This window comes from Erwinia sp. 009765445, from assembly GCF_058137865.1.
This window is the reverse complement of record NZ_JBYUWC010000012.1, coordinates 75,282-92,605: the sequence shown is the minus strand read 5'-3', so window position 1 is coordinate 92,605 and position 17,324 is coordinate 75,282. Positions and strand designations below refer to the sequence as shown.

Annotated in this window: 13 protein-coding genes; 11 read left to right on the top strand and 2 right to left on the bottom strand. The window is 49.2% G+C overall.

Annotated elements, in window-relative coordinates:
* Nucleotides 1-5: 5 nt before the first annotated feature.
* Complete coding sequence (tssG, locus tag AC3Y5R_RS14645) at nt 6-1,040, bottom strand: type VI secretion system baseplate subunit TssG (RefSeq protein WP_489921952.1); 1,035 nt, start codon at nt 1,038-1,040, stop codon at nt 6-8.
* Nucleotides 1,040-2,917: a type VI secretion system baseplate subunit TssF gene (gene tssF, locus AC3Y5R_RS14640; RefSeq protein ID WP_489921951.1), complete on the bottom strand. Its 1,878-nt coding sequence runs from the start codon at nt 2,915-2,917 to the stop codon at nt 1,040-1,042. The genes tssG and tssF overlap by 1 nt, the downstream gene beginning before the upstream one ends.
* Before the next feature lie 605 nt (nt 2,918-3,522).
* Here tssF and tssH point away from each other — a divergent pair.
* The 11 genes from tssH (at nt 3,523) to tssL (ending at nt 17,314) form a co-directional block, all read left to right on the top strand.
* Nucleotides 3,523-6,210, top strand: coding sequence for a type VI secretion system ATPase TssH (tssH, locus tag AC3Y5R_RS14635; protein WP_489921950.1), 2,688 nt, complete (start codon nt 3,523-3,525; stop codon nt 6,208-6,210).
* Between the two features lie 91 nt (nt 6,211-6,301).
* A complete protein-coding gene (locus AC3Y5R_RS14630; RefSeq protein WP_489921949.1) occupies nt 6,302-6,850 on the top strand; it encodes a fimbrial protein in 549 nt (182 codons plus the stop codon).
* Nucleotides 6,851-6,990: 140 nt separating this feature from the next.
* Nucleotides 6,991-7,740: a fimbria/pilus periplasmic chaperone gene (locus AC3Y5R_RS14625; protein ID WP_489921948.1), complete on the top strand. Its 750-nt coding sequence runs from the start codon at nt 6,991-6,993 to the stop codon at nt 7,738-7,740.
* Between the two features lie 80 nt (nt 7,741-7,820).
* A complete protein-coding gene (locus tag AC3Y5R_RS14620) occupies nt 7,821-10,496 on the top strand; it encodes a fimbria/pilus outer membrane usher protein (RefSeq protein ID WP_489921947.1) in 2,676 nt (891 codons plus the stop codon).
* The gene (locus AC3Y5R_RS14615) at nt 10,484-11,065 is read left to right on the top strand and encodes a fimbrial protein (protein ID WP_489921946.1); all 582 of its coding nucleotides are present in this window, start codon (nt 10,484-10,486) and stop codon (nt 11,063-11,065) included. Before AC3Y5R_RS14620 ends, AC3Y5R_RS14615 begins: the two co-directional genes overlap by 13 nt.
* A 141-nt stretch (nt 11,066-11,206) precedes the next feature.
* Complete coding sequence (tssB, locus tag AC3Y5R_RS14610; protein ID WP_158780619.1) at nt 11,207-11,740, top strand: type VI secretion system contractile sheath small subunit; 534 nt, start codon at nt 11,207-11,209, stop codon at nt 11,738-11,740.
* 17 nt (nt 11,741-11,757) lie between these two features.
* Nucleotides 11,758-13,257 carry a type VI secretion system contractile sheath large subunit gene (gene tssC / locus AC3Y5R_RS14605; RefSeq protein WP_158780618.1) on the top strand — a complete coding sequence of 500 codons (1,500 nt, stop codon included), beginning with the start codon at nt 11,758-11,760 and terminating at the stop codon, nt 13,255-13,257.
* Nucleotides 13,258-13,429: 172 nt separating this feature from the next.
* A complete protein-coding gene (locus tag AC3Y5R_RS14600) occupies nt 13,430-13,915 on the top strand; it encodes an Hcp family type VI secretion system effector (protein WP_158780617.1) in 486 nt (161 codons plus the stop codon).
* Nucleotides 13,916-14,048: 133 nt separating this feature from the next.
* A complete protein-coding gene (tssJ, locus tag AC3Y5R_RS14595) occupies nt 14,049-14,594 on the top strand; it encodes a type VI secretion system lipoprotein TssJ (protein WP_158780616.1) in 546 nt (181 codons plus the stop codon).
* 3 nt (nt 14,595-14,597) lie between these two features.
* Nucleotides 14,598-15,944, top strand: a complete 1,347-nt coding sequence (gene tssK, locus AC3Y5R_RS14590; protein ID WP_158780615.1) for a type VI secretion system baseplate subunit TssK — start codon at nt 14,598-14,600, stop codon at nt 15,942-15,944.
* Entirely contained in the window at nt 15,944-17,314 is a 1,371-nt protein-coding gene (gene tssL, locus AC3Y5R_RS14585; protein ID WP_489921945.1) for a type VI secretion system protein TssL, long form, read from the top strand. The genes tssK and tssL overlap by 1 nt, the downstream gene beginning before the upstream one ends.
* The last annotated feature ends 10 nt before the right edge of the window (nt 17,315-17,324 follow it).

Below are 17,324 nucleotides of genomic sequence, written 5' to 3'. Positions count from 1 at the left end.
CGTATTTACTGCATCTGGCCCTGATAGAGTTCAGGCTCAAAGCTCATCCCATAAACGGGAGTCTCGGTATCCGCTCTTTCCAGCCAGGTGGCGTACCCCAGCTGATGTTCACCACCCAACGTGGCAAGTGGTACCTCACTGGCTGCCAGAACCAGCTGAGTATCCCAGGCATATTCAAAACCAATAAAGTTTCGTACCCACTCTCGCAGTACCGGCAGATCCTGTCCCCACGGGCTGAAACGCATATATTGCTGCAGCGTAAGGGGGCCAAGAATGAGTTTGAACTTATGCTGCCTGTCCTTCACCGTATCGCCCAGAATGGCACCATCACCCAGCGACATGGCACAGTCGGCTTCACCCAGGATTGACTGATCTTTGGGAGACAGAAAAATCCACTGGCTGGCGAACTCTTCCATTTTTGCCGGTACTTCGAAGTAATACTGCAGTGCACCGAGCAGGCCTTCCGGATTACGCGCTTCGCGGATCAGGTGGGCAGAAGAGGCCAGGCGGGCATGTGCGGGCAAAATATCGCTGTTCAGTTCCTGCGGGTCCATGCCCACCAGGCTGGCGATATAAAATGAAAAGCGTTCATCTGCTGCGCGATCCAGCGAAGCCGTGTCCTGTGCAACAAACCAGGCACGATAAAATAATGAAAGCGCGCGATGGTGGAAGATATCCAGAAAATCCACCATCGTCTGGTCATGTTGTTCGGAACGGGAATAAACCAGCTCCGACATATGCAGCGGCATCGCTCCCTGCGGACCCCAGACGCCCAGACCGAAAAGTTGCAGCTTCGTTCTGCCCTCTTCAACACCAATATCGGCGATCTCGCGGGGTGAAAACGCCATCGTGGGCGACTGGCCGATACGGTATTTTTCCTGAGATGGCAAAGCCGCCATCCCTGGATGAGGCGACCCCTGATTTTTGGCTGCAATAGCCCGCATAATGCTGATAAAACCTGCATCCCAGGGGCGTTCCTCATTAAACCAGGCATCCAGCGTGGGTAATGAAGTGTTCATTCCTGATGGCGCTACGGACATCACAGCGCCCCTCTTTTGCCGGGACGGCCTTGCCAGCTGGCGACCCGGCCGCGTTGCATGGAGTGCAGTTCAGTTTCCGTAAAGATGTTGATGGCAGCATGGCGGGATAGATAGTTTTCCATTATCAGCCCAAACAGATAGGGACTGATGCCTGAAAAACCTTCTTCATCCACGGTCAGGGTACAGCGGACTCCCCGGCCATAGACCAGCAGGCCATCGCCAGGCAGACGGCGGGTGACCGGTTCGCTTTTACAGCCAATCAGGCTGTTAACCTGGGCGTTGGACTCATGATCCGAACTGTTGAGGAACAGACGCAGCATATTACGCATAGATTCCCCACCTAATCCGTGTTCCATATCTGACAGCGGCAGGTAGTTAAAACTCAACTGACGGATCAGGCGCCAGGCAGATTCCCCCAGCGCAAAAGGCGCTCGTGGCGCGCTTGGCTGGCAGATAAAGGTGGCGCCCAGAATAGGAACGGCATCGGTCATTGACAGATCGAAACTGCCGCTTCGGGTGATCAATCGCGGCAAATCCCTGTTTGTGACCATTGCCTCGACGGAGAGATAGCGGATGTGATCGCCATAAGGCGCTTCCTGCTGATCGACCAGCGAGACGAAGACCTCGGTGCCCAGATAGGGGGTCCTGGTATCGTACTTTCTTTTGGTCTCTTCTTTGATCCTGGCTTCGCGGCGGATAGAAAAGTAGCGGCCAAAATTGCCGTAGTCGCAGTGGCGTGTCTGATAGAGCGGATTGAAAACCACCTCTTCACTTTTCTCTGCCTGCTGGCCGAGGACTTTATTCACCGAGAAGATTTCAAAGTCCATAGGGCGGCTGCGATCCGGAACAACATGGAAGGCATTAAGCGCTCTGTTGACCTCAATCCTGTCGACGACTTTAGGGAACAGGTTGATGACCGGCGTGCAGAACAATAAGAATTTCGATGGATCAACATGACCAATCAGATTCTGCGGCAGGCTGTCGAGCAAAATAATAAGCTCGGCTTCGTTGGTATGATTCTGTTGCAGTCCCTGCGCCAGTTGGGTCAGCGTAAAGAAGTAAAAACGCTGGCGGCAGGCAAAATATTCATGGATCAGGTTGTGACCATGGAACATGTTCCATGCCAGCGGCAGCAGCGTCTGATCCGGTTTCAGCCCTTCGAAAGCCAGAGGGCGCTGATTGATCACCACATCCTGCGCTTTTGTGCCGCCTGAACGAATGATCATCGCCACATTACTGGTATGCAGCAGCTCAAAGATATGGGAGACAACCCTTTCATCACCATCAATATAAAGGGGTAATTCATCCAGACCTTTTAACTGGGAAAATATTTTGTCACCCTGCAGCTTCAACTTAATCCGCAGCGCACCTTTTAATTTCGCATGCGAAATGCGGTATTTTTCCAGGTTAGGCAGGTCGGGCGGAATGGAGGTCAACCGGGCTTCCGTCATTTCTAATGGCCAGAGAGTGACCTCCTGACCGTTGCGAAACTCGCAGCGGGAGCTTTCACCCGGCAGGATCCTGGTATGGAACGCGCTGTCTTTGGCCACCCGATAGCCCTGAGTCAGATCGCCTTCTTTCAGATTCGGGGTCAGCTGAACCACTCCCATTGAGGGGGTTGGCGAGTTATAGTTCGGGTAGACGATATCCAGCAGGCGCTGGGTGAATTTGGGGAATTCCGCATCCAGCTTTATTTGTGTCCTGGCGGATAAAAAGCAAAATGCCTCGATCAGTCGTTCAACATAAGGATCGGCAACCTCAATACCATGCATACCCAGACGGGAAGCAATCTTAGGATGCTTTTCAGCAAACTCAAGTGACATTTCTTTCATGAAGGTGAGTTCATGATTATAATAATCAAGAAATTTATGATCCACTGGTGTACCCCATTAATTCCATTTTTATCACTCTTCAATTTTTTTTTTGGGATTTTCAGTTCGGGCTCAAACCATTCTTCTGACTCAGAATGTTGGGGGGAAATAACCCTATGGCCGTAAACTGGTAGATAACTATAGAGGGCGTAACGGGTGGAAAGGTGATGTGAGTACCTTAACAGAACGTTCATCCCTGAATGCATCCTGGCGGTTGAAGGTGAGGGTCTTTATTTTCATCCTGATAACAAAGAGGAAAACAATAGAAGATATATGATATATCCGGCATTCCCGCTGGATCCTCTCACGCCCCCTCCTTATTCGCGTAAGAATCTTATATCATGACGATTGTGACGACTCAATCTGAAGATTTCGATATTCATGCTCTTTTGGGTATCTTATCACTACTTTTAAAGTAAAAACTCTTTAATAATAATGAATTGAAAAGAGTGTCCGAAACAAATAAGGAATTAAGTTCGGCCAATAATCCTAAAAGCAGTTTCGAGATGATTCTGTCCTTTGCGTTATGTATTTGCTTGGCTAGTATAGTTTGACAGCACGGATGTGTATGCATAAGAAGCCCAAAGGGCCCCAAAGGAATTTTATTTATTATGGCTATTACCAGGCAAAATTTATTCGGAAAGCTGGACGCAACACTGTTCAGAAGTATTGAAAATGCAACGACTATCTGTAAGTTGCGTGGCAACCCCTATGTTGAGCTGGTTCACTGGCTTAACCAGCTGTGGCAGCAGGAAGAAAGCGATTTCCGCCTGATTGCACGCCATTTTGAAGTGGATGTGGATGCCATGGAGCGCGGTTTCGCTCAGGCGCTGACCCGCTTACCCTCTGGTGCCAGCAGCATTTCTGACTTCTCCTACCATATTGAACTGGCTATCGAACGCGCCTGGATTTATGCCAGCCTCGAATGTTTCGACAGTCGTATTCGCAGCGGTCATTTATTGATTGCGATGCTGACTACTATGGAGCTGCGTCGCGCTTTATTTGATATTTCCCCGGCTCTGGAACGTATTTCTCTTGAGCATCTGACCAATGATTTTGGTTATATCACTCAGGCTTCTGTGGAAGCTGGCGAAGCCGCAAATGACGGCAGCGTCCTGAATGAAGGGGCCATTCCAGGTGAAGCCAGCAATGCGTTAGCCGGTCAGAAAAATAGCGGAGGTCTGGCGCAATATACTACTGACCTTACTGCGCTGGCTCGCGAAGGTAAAATCGATCCTGTTCTGGGTCGTGACCATGAAATTAATACCATGGTGGATATTCTGCTCCGTCGCCGTCAAAACAACCCTCTGCTGACGGGTGAGGCAGGCGTGGGTAAAACCGCCGTTGTTGAAGGGCTTGCTCAGTCAATTGTTGCGGGTAATGTTCCTCCAGCTCTTTCACAGGTACGTCTGCTGACCCTGGATGTTGTGGCACTCTCAGCGGGTGCCAGCATGAAAGGTGAATTTGAGGCACGTCTGAAAGCCGTGCTGGAGGAAGCCATCGCTTCTCCTCAACCGGTTATCCTGTTTATTGACGAAGTTCATACCCTGGTCGGTGCCGGTGGCGCGGCCGGAACAGGCGATGCTGCCAACCTGCTTAAACCCGCTTTAGCGAGGGGACAGCTTCGTACCATCGGTGCAACCACCTGGAGTGAATTTAAGCGTCATATCGAAAAGGATCCTGCCCTGACTCGCCGCTTCCAGGTGCTGCAGGTGGGTGAGCCAGATGAAGAGACGGCAACTTCAATGCTGCGTGGCCTGATCCCTATGCTTGAGAAACACCATGGCGTGTGGATCATGGATGAAGCTTTGCAGGCAGCGGTGCGCTTATCTCACCGTTACATCCCGGCTCTTCAGCTGCCCGATAAAGCGATCAGTCTGCTGGATACTGCCTGTGCCCGTGTCGCTGTCGCACAACATGCGCCGCCGACCGAACTGCAGATCCTGAAATTCCAGACCGAAACAGCCGAGACAGAGTTATCGCTGGTTGAAAAAGCGCTGCATTTTGGCAAAGGCGAGAGCAGCCGTGCGGAATCATTGCAGGAGCATATTGCTGGGCAGACTGAGAAATCCCAACTGCTGGAGCAACGCTGGCAGCATGAGAAAGGGCTGGTTTCCTCGATTATTGCCGTGCGTGAAGAGCTGCAGGTTCTGGTGGCCGAAGAGGCTCCCGATCGTGAACAAATCCAGCAGCGGCAGGCTCAGCTCGCCACTCTGGAGGCCAGCCTTGAAGAGGCGCGCCAGGAGCAGCCGATGGTGCAGGCAGAAGTGAATGCGGGTGTTATCGGCAGCATCGTTGCCGACTGGACCGGGATCCCTGTTGGCCAAATGATGAAGGACGACATTCGTGCCGTGCTGGAATTGCCTCAGCGTCTGGCAGAGCGAGTGATTGGTCAGGAATTCGCCCTGAACCAGGTCAGCGAAAGCATTCAGACCGCCCGTGCTGGTCTGGCCGACCCGAAAAAACCAATCGGGGTCTTTATGCTGGTAGGACCATCCGGTGTCGGTAAAACAGAAACGGCCCTGGCGATCGCCGAGCAGCTTTATGGCGGCGAACAAAACCTGATCACCATTAATATGAGTGAATACCAGGAGGCGCACACCGTCTCTTCCCTGAAAGGCTCCCCTCCGGGTTATGTCGGTTATGGTGAGGGCGGGGTGTTGACCGAAGCGGTCCGTCGTAAGCCTTACAGCGTGGTGCTGCTGGATGAGATTGAGAAAGCGCATCCGGACGTGCATGAGTTGTTCTTCCAGGTCTTTGATAAGGGCAGTATGGAAGATGGCGAAGGGCGCCAGATTGATTTTAAAAACACCATCTTACTACTGACCAGTAATGCCGGTAGTGACATGATGAGCAGCCTGTTTAATGATCCGGATACCGCGCCGGACGCACAGAGCCTGAAAAAACTGCTGCAGCCGGAACTATTGAAAACCTTCCCGGCCGCATTCTTAGGCCGGCTGGGTGTGGTTCCTTATATTCCACTGCAGCCTGAATCTTTGCAGCACATTGTCCGTTTGCATCTTAATAAGTTAGGTGCGCGTTTGCTGGAACAGCACGGTGCAGTGCTGAAATACAGCGATGAACTGGTGCAGTTTATTGTGGACCAGTGCCCGGTGGCAGAGACCGGCGCAAGGATGCTGATCCGCTTTATTGAACAAAATATCGTACCAGAAATGGGGCGTCGCATTCTGGGTAGTGAAACGGCGATTACCGGCCAGACTATTCAGCTTGAAATGAATAAAGAAAATGGAATAGAGATTATTTTCCAACAACAGGAGGAAGAGGAAAAAAACGAATAAACAGTAGTGCAATTGAATAGCAATGGAAATGGCAAACACAGGGTGTGTGCGCCGAATGCAATTAATTTATATTTAAATAGGAAATTTTTACATGCGTAATTTTAAACTGACTGTATGTGCACTGGCACTGGGTATGATGGCTTCTTCTTCTTTCGTTAACGCTGCAGCTACCGACGGTAAAGGTACTGTAGAATTTAACGGTGAACTGATCACTGAAACCTGTACAATTGCTGACGATAGCGTAAATATCGTTGTAGATCTGCCTACCGTTTCTACCAAATCTTTAGCTAAAGCAACAGATGTTGCTGGATCAAAAGGCTTTGACATTAACGTGATCTCTTGCCCTACCGAGATCACTAAAGTTGCTGCACACTTTGAAGCTATTGGTGGTACTGGTACCGATTCTGCAACCGGTAACCTGACCAATGATTATTCTGGTACAGGTACTGCGGCAACCAACGTTCAGGTTCGTCTGTATAACTCTGATGAAGCGCAGCTGAAATTGGGTGAAACAGGTCAGGAAGTAGCTGTTGCCAGCGGTGCTGCGACCATGCGTTACTACGGTGGTTACTACGCGACTGCTGCGACTACCGCTGGTCTGGTACACGCTAAAGCTCAGTACACTCTGGCTTACCCATAATAGCGTCTTAACACGCTAGCCAGAAAGAGCGGCCGAGAGGTCGCTCTTGCTGAAAAATATAAGGGACTGGTGTTACGGATGAATAAATCCAGGGCCTGTATCGCTTTTGATGAAGAGTCGAACTCTCAGTGGGTAATTATATGCTTGTTAAAATAGCTTCTTCAGCCCTTTTGATGTTATGTCTGGTGGCCAACAGCCAGGCGGCGATGACAATTAGCGGCACGCGTATTATTTTCCCGGGTAATGAAAAAGAACTGAATGTCCGGACAAACAATAAAGGCGTTAATCCGTCATTAGTTCAGGTCTGGGTAGATGACGGTGATGCTAATGCTGATGTCAATTCAATTAAAGTTCCTTTTATGGTCACGCCACCTGTATTTCGGGTTGAACCGGGGAAAGGCCAGAGTGTCAGGATGATCTATAACGGTATGGCGCTGCCGCAGGACCGGGAATCTGTATTCTGGTTCAATATGCTTGAAGTGCCGCCAGTCATAAAAAACTCCGACAAAGTTGATCGCCTGGAACTGGCGTTCAGAACCAGAATTAAAATATTTTATCGACCTAAGGCTCTTTCCAGTTCCGGAGTGGGTGAAGTTGATAAAATTAAGTGGGAAGTATTGGGGAATAATACGGGGATTCGGGTGACTAACCCAACGCCTTATTATTTGTCTTTCGATGGTGCTGATGTACAGCTTGGTGGGAAGCCAGTTGCACTGAACACAGATATGATCGCACCTTTTGCCAGCCAGGATTTTCTGCTGAAAAACAAAGGAAGTGTCGCAGGCATGTCGGGAGTGAACTTCCGTTTGTTAACTGATTATGGTTCTGTTTATAAAGGCACGCTGAAAACCAGCAACGGAAAAACATTGGTTATACAGCAGCAGAAGTAAAGGATTGAGTTTACAACAACAGAAGTAAAATGCGCGAATGAAGTGCGCAAAGTCGGACAGGGAGAGCGAATGCTCAGTCCGTGAAAAGTGGCGGCAGCCCGCTGGAAAAAGGAGTTTACCAGGTGCATCAATCAGAGATGAGTTTATGCCTTAAACCGAAAAGCACACCCACGTGCGCCTTTTCGTCCAGAAAAATAATAACAACGGTTAAAATTATTTGTGCGGTAGTGGTGGCCCCTGCGGGATGGGCAGCACTGGCTGCACCTCCTGAGCAGAGTACGGTTACCGAACCTGCAGTTATTGAATTCAATCCGTCGTTTATGCATGGCGCTGGCGTTGATGTTTCCCGCTACGACAGAGGAAACTATGTGGCACCGGGAAGCTATCCTGTCATTGTTGTTGTAAATAATGAAAATCGGGGGAAGTATACCATTCGTTTTACTGCCGCCTCCGGTGAAACAAGCGCTCATGCCTGCTTCAGTCTGGCGGAAATCGAGCGCATGGGCATCAAGCTGGACGCCGCAGTGCAAAAGAAACTGGAACAACAAACTGGCTCAGAAACCAGTGAATGCCTCAGATTACAGAACATTATCGCGGGCAGTTCCGTTAATTATGATAGTGGCGACTATTTAATTTCGGTCGTTGTGCCACAGGCTAACGTAATTTATTTCCCGCGAGGCTACATCGATCCTAATACCTGGGATTCTGGCGTCACGGCAGGGTTCCTGGATTATAACGCTAACTTGTATACCCTGAATTCAGGGGCAGGAAATTACAGTGGTCGTAATAGTACCACTTATACCAATAACATTGGGGTACTGGCGGGATTTAACGTTGCCGGATGGCGTCTGAGAAAGCGGCTTAATACCAACTGGTCAAACTATGACGGCATGCATACGCAAAACCTGTTGGGTTATGCGCAGACCGATATCACGCCATTAAAAAGTCAGCTGACGCTGGGGGACAGTAATACCAGCGGCGATGTTTTCGACAGCTTCACGTTACGTGGTGTGCAGTTGCAGAGTGATGATCGGATGTTGCCTGAAGGGATCCGTAACTATGTGCCTGTCCTGCGGGGAAATGCGGAAACCAACGCCAAAGTAACAGTCACGCAGCGTGGTCAGGTTATCTATGAAACTACGGTCCCACCAGGGCCTTTTGAACTGACTGATATCGGCGCGATGGGTTACGGCGGTGATCTATTGCTCACCGTGACCGAGGCTGACGGTCGGCAGCGTAGTCAGAATGTGCCATTTTCGGCCCCGCCAATGTTGTTGCACGAAGGTGTCTCGCAGTTTGGTTTGTCCGTAGGGCAATTAAGGGACGATGTGCTGAGCAGCAACCCTGAAGTATTGCAGGGCGTCTACCAGTACGGCCTGACGAGCATGTACACCCTTTATGGCGGGTTTCAGGCTTCTCAGCACTACCAGGCGCTGGCCATTGGTAATGCTATCAATACTCCGTTAGGTGGTGTTTCCATGGATGGAACCTACGCGCAGAGTGATTTACGTGATGACAAGAAAAAATCAGGCAACAGTTTCAGGATTGGTTACAGCAAATATATTGAGCCAACCAACACGGACTTTACGTTAGCAGCCTATCGCTATTCGACTAAGGGGTTTTATACCTTCAGGGAAGCAAGCATTGACCGATATGGCTCACGTTACTCTCATTATGAGGCGGATTACCGCACGCGCGAAAGAGTAACGCTGACGATGGGGCAGCGCTTGTGGAATAACGCCTATATTAATGCTTCCGGCAGTATTTATAACTATTGGGATGGCAGGCCATCGGCGAAACAGTATTCACTTAGCTATAACCAGTCCCAACGCTATTTTTCATGGTCACTTTCGGCCTCTCGTTTGCGTTCGGGTAACAGCAAGGATGTGAACAGTTTTACATTCTCAGTCAACGTGCCATTAGGGCGGGATAATATTAATAGTAAACCGATATTCAGCTCGGTTTATTCGACTTATACACACGATAATTCGGGCAACTCGTCCCTGCAGGCTAGCGCGAACGGTAGCCAGGGCGAAAGAAATGAACTGAACTATGGTGTGGGCACCTCGGTTGGTCGCTATAGCAAAGGAACAAACCAGGAAGGCGTAACGGGTAATGTTAACTACCGCTCTCCTTATGGCCAGGTTGGTATGACGGCATCAGCAAACAGCAATTCAACTAAACAGTTGTCATTGTCGGCAAATGGCAGTCTGGTTGCCCATCGGGGCGGTATGACTCTTGGGCCGCAATTGGGTGACTCTGCGTTTGCCATTATTGATGTGCCGGGCGGAGAAGGGGCAAAAGTGATGAATGGTTACGGGTCGACGATTGACAGCAATGGCTATGCCATTATGCCTTCGCTGACTGCCTATCGTCAGAATACCGTTTCAATTGATGCAAAAGGATTGCCGGATACGGTGGATGTTCTCGAGAGTGAAAGCGTGGTGGTGCCACGGGCCGGATCGGCATCCTTTATTCAGATGAAAACGATTATCGGTGCGCCGGCCGTATTGACGGTCAGGGATGATAAAGGCGCTTATATGCCAATTGGTACCGAACTGGCCGATAAAGATGGGGTGAGCCAGAGCATCGTTGGGCAGGGTGGACAGGCCTTTATTCGCGGTTGGGATGCTGCCAGCAATGTGCTGTATGTGATGGGCGACAAGTCAACAGTCTGTCGTGTTCGGCCGGGCAGTAAATTGCCAGATGCGAAAGACACTAATATGGCTCAGCTGGAGGTCACATGCGCTCATTGAATAAACTTAAACGTTATGCAGTAAGTACTGCGTTTTTTTCTGGACTTCTGTTTTCGCTGCAGTTAAAAGCGGACACTTCCTGCAGCATTAACTGTAATATTGATGTACTTTTTCAGGGCGTTTATAACGATGAGACTTGCATTATAAGCGTCAATAGTGGAACTTATTCAGAGACGGTTTTGTTACCCACAATTAGCACTTCAGCGTTGAAAGTCAGTGGTTCCGAAGCCGGAAATAAAGATTTTGATATTACCCTGAAAGAATGTCCGTCCGATCGTATCGTTGCTGTAACATTTGTCAGTAATCAGAATGCAGCCGATACAACGACAGGCAATCTTGTTAACACGACAGGGACTGAATACAGTGAAAATGTTCAGGTCAGAATTCGTAAAGAAAATGGAACGCAGGTCGTTATTGATGATGCAACCAGCGGACAGGATTATGCTATCCCTTCCGCAGGGGGTGATGTAACACATCAATATACAGCAAGCTACTATGCCAAAGGCAGTGATGCCGTTACGGCAGGAAAATTGAGATCACTTGCTGGCGTTGAGCTTGTTTATAAATAGAATGAAGGGGGTTGGTGCATTGGCTGCCAGTAGGTCAGGCGGGGTGCAAATAATATTCAGAAGAAAATCCTTGTAATTTATTGCCAGACGGCAATGAAAATTGAAATTTAATCCTTTAAAGTGCACAGTGAAAGGGACATCATGGCAGCTATTAATAATAGTTCTCAAAAGTTTATTGCAAGAAACCGAGCTCCACGCGTTCAGATTGAATATGATGTGGAAATTTATGGCAGCGAGAAGAAAATTGAACTTCCGTTTGTTATGGGTGTACTGGCCGATCTGTCTGGTAAAGCTCTGGAGCCATTACCACCGGTCGCAGATCGTAAATTCCTGAGTATTGACATCGATAATTTCGATGAACGTATGAAGGCAATGAAACCACGAGTTGCTTTTGCCGTAGCAAACACGCTGACGGGTGAAGGCCAGTTGATGATTGATATGACCTTTGAAAGTATCAATGATTTCTCTCCGGACGAAATTGCTAAAAAAGTTGACTCACTTTCTCAACTGCTGGAAGCCCGCACGCAGCTGGCTAACCTGCAGACTTATATGGACGGCAAAGCCGGTGCAGAAAGTCTGGTTATGAAAGTGCTGAACGATAAAACGCTGCTTAACACTCTGGCTGCAGAACCAAAGCCAAAAAGTGAAGCTGGCAATGTTCCACGGAAAGATTGAGTCATAAGAAGGGAATCATGTCTATTAAAGTAGAAAATAATAAGCAAGCAGCAGCTGCAACTACCACTTATAGCGATTTTAATTCTTTATTGAATAAAGAATTCAAACCGAAGTCTGACCAGGCAAAAGTTGCTGTTGAAAATGCGGTGAAAACACTGGCCGAGCAGGCTCTGGCCAGCTCTATTACCGTTGCTGACGATGCTTACAAAAACATCGCGAAATTTATCGCTGAGATTGACCGTAAACTGTCAGAGCAGATTAACCTGATCCTGCACCATCCGGAGTTTCAGGCTCTGGAAAGCGCCTGGCGTGGTCTGCACTATCTGGTCAATAACACCGAAACCGATGAGAAGCTGAAACTGCGTTTCATGGATATCTCAAAGGACGATTTAAGACGTAACATGAAGCGCTATAAAGGGATCGCCTGGGATCAGAGTCCTTTATTCAAGCAGATTTATGAAGAGGAGTATGGTCAGCTCGGTGGCGAACCTTACGGTTGTCTGGTTGCCGACTACTTCTTTGACCATACTGCGCCAGATGTGGATTTGCTGTCTTCAATTGGTAAAGTTGCTGCTTCTGCGCACGTGCCTTTCATTACCGGCGCATCACCAAACGTGCTGCAGATGGATTCCTGGCAGGAGCTGGCTAACCCACGCGATCTGACCAAAATCTTCACGCAGAACCTGGAATATGCAGCCTGGAACTCACTGCGCCAGTCAGAAGATTCACGCTACATCGGTCTGGCTATGCCACGCTTCCTGGCTCGTCTGCCATATGGCATTCGTACCAACCCGGTTGATCACTTCAACTTTGAAGAGACCACCGACGGCGCAGACCACAGCAAATATGTCTGGTCTAACGCAGCCTATGCGATGGCGGTGAATATCAACCGTTCATTCAAACATTACGGCTGGTGTACGCTGATCCGCGGTGTGGAAAGTGGTGGTGTTGTTGAAGGTCTGCCATGCCATACCTTCCCAACCGACGATGGCGGCATTGATATGAAATGCCCGACGGAAATTGCGATTTCTGACCGTCGTGAAGCTGAACTGGCAAAAAACGGTTTCATTCCGTTGATTCACCGTAAAAACACTGACTATGCGGCCTTTATTGGTGCTCAGTCTCTGCAGAAACCGGCTGAATACTACGATCCGGATGCAACGGCCAACGCCAACCTGTCTGCCCGTCTGCCGTACATGTTCGCCTGTTCGCGCTTCGCTCATTATCTGAAGTGCATCGTGCGTGACAAAATCGGTACCTTCAAAGAGCGCGATGAAATGCAGCGCTGGCTGAACGACTGGGTAATGAACTACGTGGATGGTGACCCGGCTAACTCCTCTTTCGAAACCAAAGCACGTCGTCCTCTGGCTGCGGCTGAAGTTGTGGTTGAAGAAGTGGAAGGCAACCCGGGCTACTATCAGGCGAAATTCTTCCTGCGTCCGCATTTCCAGCTGGAAGGCCTGACTGTTTCACTGCGTATGGTTGCTAAACTGCCTTCGCTGAAAGGCGTTGCGTAATTAAAAAAGGATTATCTGAAGCCCGTTCTTTATCGGGTAACGGGCTGACGAAAAACTTTTTAAAAGTTATTAGCAGGGAATATTTGCTGTTAACTCAGTAAAGTTCACTGTTTTACCAGGTCGTTACACATACGTGTAACGCTTTCAATAAGTGCTTAATAAGGAAATTATCATGGCACAAGATATGTTCTTAAAAATCGATGGCATCGAAGGTGAATCACTGGATGCTACACATACTAACGAAATTGAAGTTCTTAGCTGGCAGTGGGATGTTGCTCAGCATTCTAATATGCACAGTGGTTCAGGCGGCGGTTCTGGTAAAGCATCTGTTGATGATTTCTGCTTTACTCACTACACCGACAAAGCCAGCCCTAACCTGCTGAGCTACTGCCTTTCCGGTAAGCACATCAAAAACATTACTTTCGTTGTTCGCAAAGCAGGTGGAGATCCGCTGGAATACCTGACCATCAAATTTACTGATGTCATTATTACCCGCGTTGATATGGCCGGTTCTTCAGAAGATGAAACTCGTCCACGCGAACTGGTGAAGTTCTCCTTCACTAAAGTGACCCAGGACTACGTCATGCAGAATTCAGAAGGCTCCAAATCTGGTGTTATCTCTGCAAGCTATGACGTTAAAGCTAACCTGAGCAGCTAATTTGCTTTCAGGTTTGTGAGTAAACTTGCCATCTTTCGGGGTGGCAAGTTTTTCACTCAGTCAGGCTACCAGTTTCGGCAGCGGGAAATTCCGGAAAACCTTTTTCTGGCCAGGTTGCCCGAGGTACAGCAAGATGCAGCAAGTTAGAAAAACAACTAAATATACTGAAAGCGTTATTCGCTACACGATTATTTTATTTTTATCCTTGTTTTTGGTTGGCTGCGGCTTTTCCGCACCAAAAGAAGAGCAAAAATCTGAAAAAATCAAAGTCAGCCTGACCTCGTCAGACGATGTTAACCCTAATGAAAAAGGGGAGGCTGCGCCTTTAAGTATCGCGATTTATGAACTTAAGGCCTTAGATAACTTTGAGAACAGTGATTTTTTCACCATCACAGATAACACCAACCCAGAGTTAAAAGAAGAATCCTCAAAAATTTATGAGGCGATACTGAAACCCGGTGAAACCAGAATAATTACACTTACGCCAGGTAAAGATGCCATTGCTCTGGGGGTAACAGCAGCCTATCGGGAAATTGATAAGGCAGGCTGGAGTGACACGGTTGAACTTTCTGAAAAGCACAAAAAGAAATCCTGGTGGAGAAAAATAGTCCCGGGAGATCCGATAGCATTTAGCGTGCATTTTAACACATTAGCAATCTCGATCGATAAAATGGACTGACCGATGAGAACAAATAAAGTCGTCTGGAGTGAGGGTCTCTTTCTGCGCCCTCAGCTTTTTCAGCAGCAGGAACGCTATTTAGAATATTACGCACATAAACGTGCCGCGACTATTACTCCCTTCTTCTGGGGGTTCGCGCACTATGATATCGATCTGGAAGCTCTCTCTTACGGAAAACTCGTGCTGCGTTCGGGCAGGGGAGTATTACCTGATGGCACGCCGTTTGATATTCCCGGCCATGCTGAGCTGCCTGAACCGCTGACCATCACCCCCGATCACCTCGGTAAGATGATCTATCTGGCGGTGCCGTTGCGCCTGGATAACAGCGACGAAACCATCTTTGATCCTAACGATTATGGTTCGCTGGCTCGTTTTTCTGCTTTTGAAACGGATCTCAGCGACACCAACTCCATCCGTCAGGGACCCAAACCGGTTCAGCTGGCGAAACTGCGCCTGAAGTTGGTGGCAGAAAGCGAAATGACCGAGTCCTGGATTGGGTTGCCGCTGACCAGGGTCAGAGCGATTCAGCCGGACGGCAGCGTCCTGCTGCACGTTGAAGACCACATTCCGCCGGTGACCGGTTATGCCGCGAACCATTTGCTGACCGAGTGGCTGACTCACCTCAACGGTCTGGTGAAGATGCGTGCGGAAATGCTGGCCGAACGTCTTTCCAACAGCGATGGTAAAGCCAGTGGCAGTGCGGAAGTGGTGGATTATCTGCTGCTGCAGATCTTCAATAAGTATGAGCCGATACTGGATCACTTAAGAAACATCCCGGAACTGCCGCCTATTATGTTGTATCAGGAGCTGGCGAAGTTTTCCGGCGAGTTGTCGACTTTTATTCGCACTAAAACACGTCGCCCTAAAAGCGCGCCGGGTTATGACCATGCGAGGCTTTATCAGTCAATTCGTCCGCTGGTTGAAGAACTGCACGATCTGCTGAACCAGATCCTGATCCGTGCCGGTCAGATGATTGTTCTGCATGCTAAAGGCAATGGTGTCTGGTCTGCTTCGGTACTGCCAGGAGAACTGCGCTCATTCTCGAACCTGGTGCTGGCGGTTAACGCACAGTTACCAATGGATGTTCTGCAGCAGCAATTCTCGGCACAGGCCAAGATCAGCGCACCACAACAACTGCATGAATTAGTTCGTTCGCATCTGCCTGGATTGGTTTTACAAGGATTGCCAGTGCCACCACGGCAGATCCCTTATCACTCGGGATATGTCTATTTTGACCTGCTCAAAAGTGGGCCTTTCTGGGAAAAAATTGCCGGAACGGGTGCGCTGGCTCTTCATGTCGCGGGTGATTTCCCGGGACTGAAAATGGAGCTGTGGGGAGTCAGAAACTAATGAGTGAACTAGACCAGCCAAGGGATCTGGAGAGTCCGGACTCGACGCAAATGCCCGATGAAGCGTTAACGCCTCAGGCACTGGGTAAGTTTTTGCTTGATGATCAGGCTGGTTTTGATGTGCCTGGCATCGCAGGGATCGACAGTACTGATGCTTTCGCCATGGGCGTGCGTAGCAATAAAAATGAAGCCTCGTTAAAAAGTGAAGGTGTTCAGCAGCGTGTATTAAAAGTCAAAGCGGCTGATAACCCCCTGCTGGAGGCCGTTCAGCCTCTGCTGCGTGCGTTAAGCGATATGCCTGACAGCATGCAGTCATCAGAGCACGCTGACGTGTTGAAAAGAAGCCTGAAAAACGAAATCAACCTGTTCAGCGTGGTGTGTGATGAGGTGGAAATCTCATGGAAGAAAATGGCCATCGTGCGCTATTGCATCTGTACCGCACTGGATGAGGCTGCACACACCACCCCATGGGGATTACAGGCGGGCTGGTCACAAAGCAACCTTCTGAACCATTTTGAGGGCGATAACGACGGCGGGAATAAATTCTTCCTGCTGATTGGTCGTCTCTCCATGAACCCACATGAGTACGTTGACGTGCTTGAGGTGCTGCTGCGTATTCTGGGGCTGGGGTTCGAAGGACGTTACAGCATTCTTGAAGATGGCGATCGTCAACTGACAAAAATCCGCCAGCGTCTGCTGACCATCATCCAGAGCACCCGGGATTCAATGCCATCGGCCTTGTCTCCTCACGGGCTGGTTGTGAGGGGCAGTAAGAAGCGAGAGCGCCTGATCATCCCGGTGCGCGTCACTTGCCTGCTGGCTGCTATCCTGGTGGCTTCCACCTACATCTGGTGCAAATACTGGCTCTCGGTCCACGAACTCGACCTGCAAAAACGCATTTATGCCATGCAGCGTCTCAACGTGAGCAAACCACCGGTTGTTGCCCGCCTGCGTCTGGCCATCTTGCTGAAAGAAGAGATCAGAAAACAGCTGGTAAGCGTTGATGAAACTCAGGTTCAAAGCAAGGTAGTTTTCCGCGGCGATTCAATCTTCCAGTCGGGATCGGACAAAATTATCCCAGATATGGAGCCAATTCTTCAGCGCGTGGCAAAAGAAGTTCATCGCGTGAATGGCAAAGTGATCATTGTTGGCCACACCGACTCCACACCCGTTAAAACGAAAGCATTCCCGAATAACCAAATGCTGTCAGAAAAACGCGCTGCAGATGTTGCCCGTTATTTCATTGCCGAGGGAATTGATCCGGCAAAAATAACCGTACAGGGCGCTGGAGACAGTCAGCCTGTCAGCAGCAATAAAGACAAGCAAGGGCGTGCGCAGAACAGGCGTGTGGAATTTTTCGTGACTTATTGATGAGTTAACT

Coding starts and splice junctions, on each gene's coding strand:
- tssH (WP_489921950.1), top strand. CDS start 3,523: ATGGCTATTACCAGGCAAAATTTATTCGGAAAGCTGGACGCAACACTG.
- tssJ (WP_158780616.1), top strand. CDS start 14,049: ATGCAGCAAGTTAGAAAAACAACTAAATATACTGAAAGCGTTATTCGC.
- tssK (WP_158780615.1), top strand. CDS start 14,598: ATGAGAACAAATAAAGTCGTCTGGAGTGAGGGTCTCTTTCTGCGCCCT.
- tssG (WP_489921952.1), bottom strand. CDS start 1,040: ATGTCCGTAGCGCCATCAGGAATGAACACTTCATTACCCACGCTGGAT.
- tssC (WP_158780618.1), top strand. CDS start 11,758: ATGTCTATTAAAGTAGAAAATAATAAGCAAGCAGCAGCTGCAACTACC.
- AC3Y5R_RS14630 (WP_489921949.1), top strand. CDS start 6,302: ATGCGTAATTTTAAACTGACTGTATGTGCACTGGCACTGGGTATGATG.
- tssL (WP_489921945.1), top strand. CDS start 15,944: ATGAGTGAACTAGACCAGCCAAGGGATCTGGAGAGTCCGGACTCGACG.
- tssB (WP_158780619.1), top strand. CDS start 11,207: ATGGCAGCTATTAATAATAGTTCTCAAAAGTTTATTGCAAGAAACCGA.
- AC3Y5R_RS14625 (WP_489921948.1), top strand. CDS start 6,991: ATGCTTGTTAAAATAGCTTCTTCAGCCCTTTTGATGTTATGTCTGGTG.
- AC3Y5R_RS14600 (WP_158780617.1), top strand. CDS start 13,430: ATGGCACAAGATATGTTCTTAAAAATCGATGGCATCGAAGGTGAATCA.
- AC3Y5R_RS14615 (WP_489921946.1), top strand. CDS start 10,484: ATGCGCTCATTGAATAAACTTAAACGTTATGCAGTAAGTACTGCGTTT.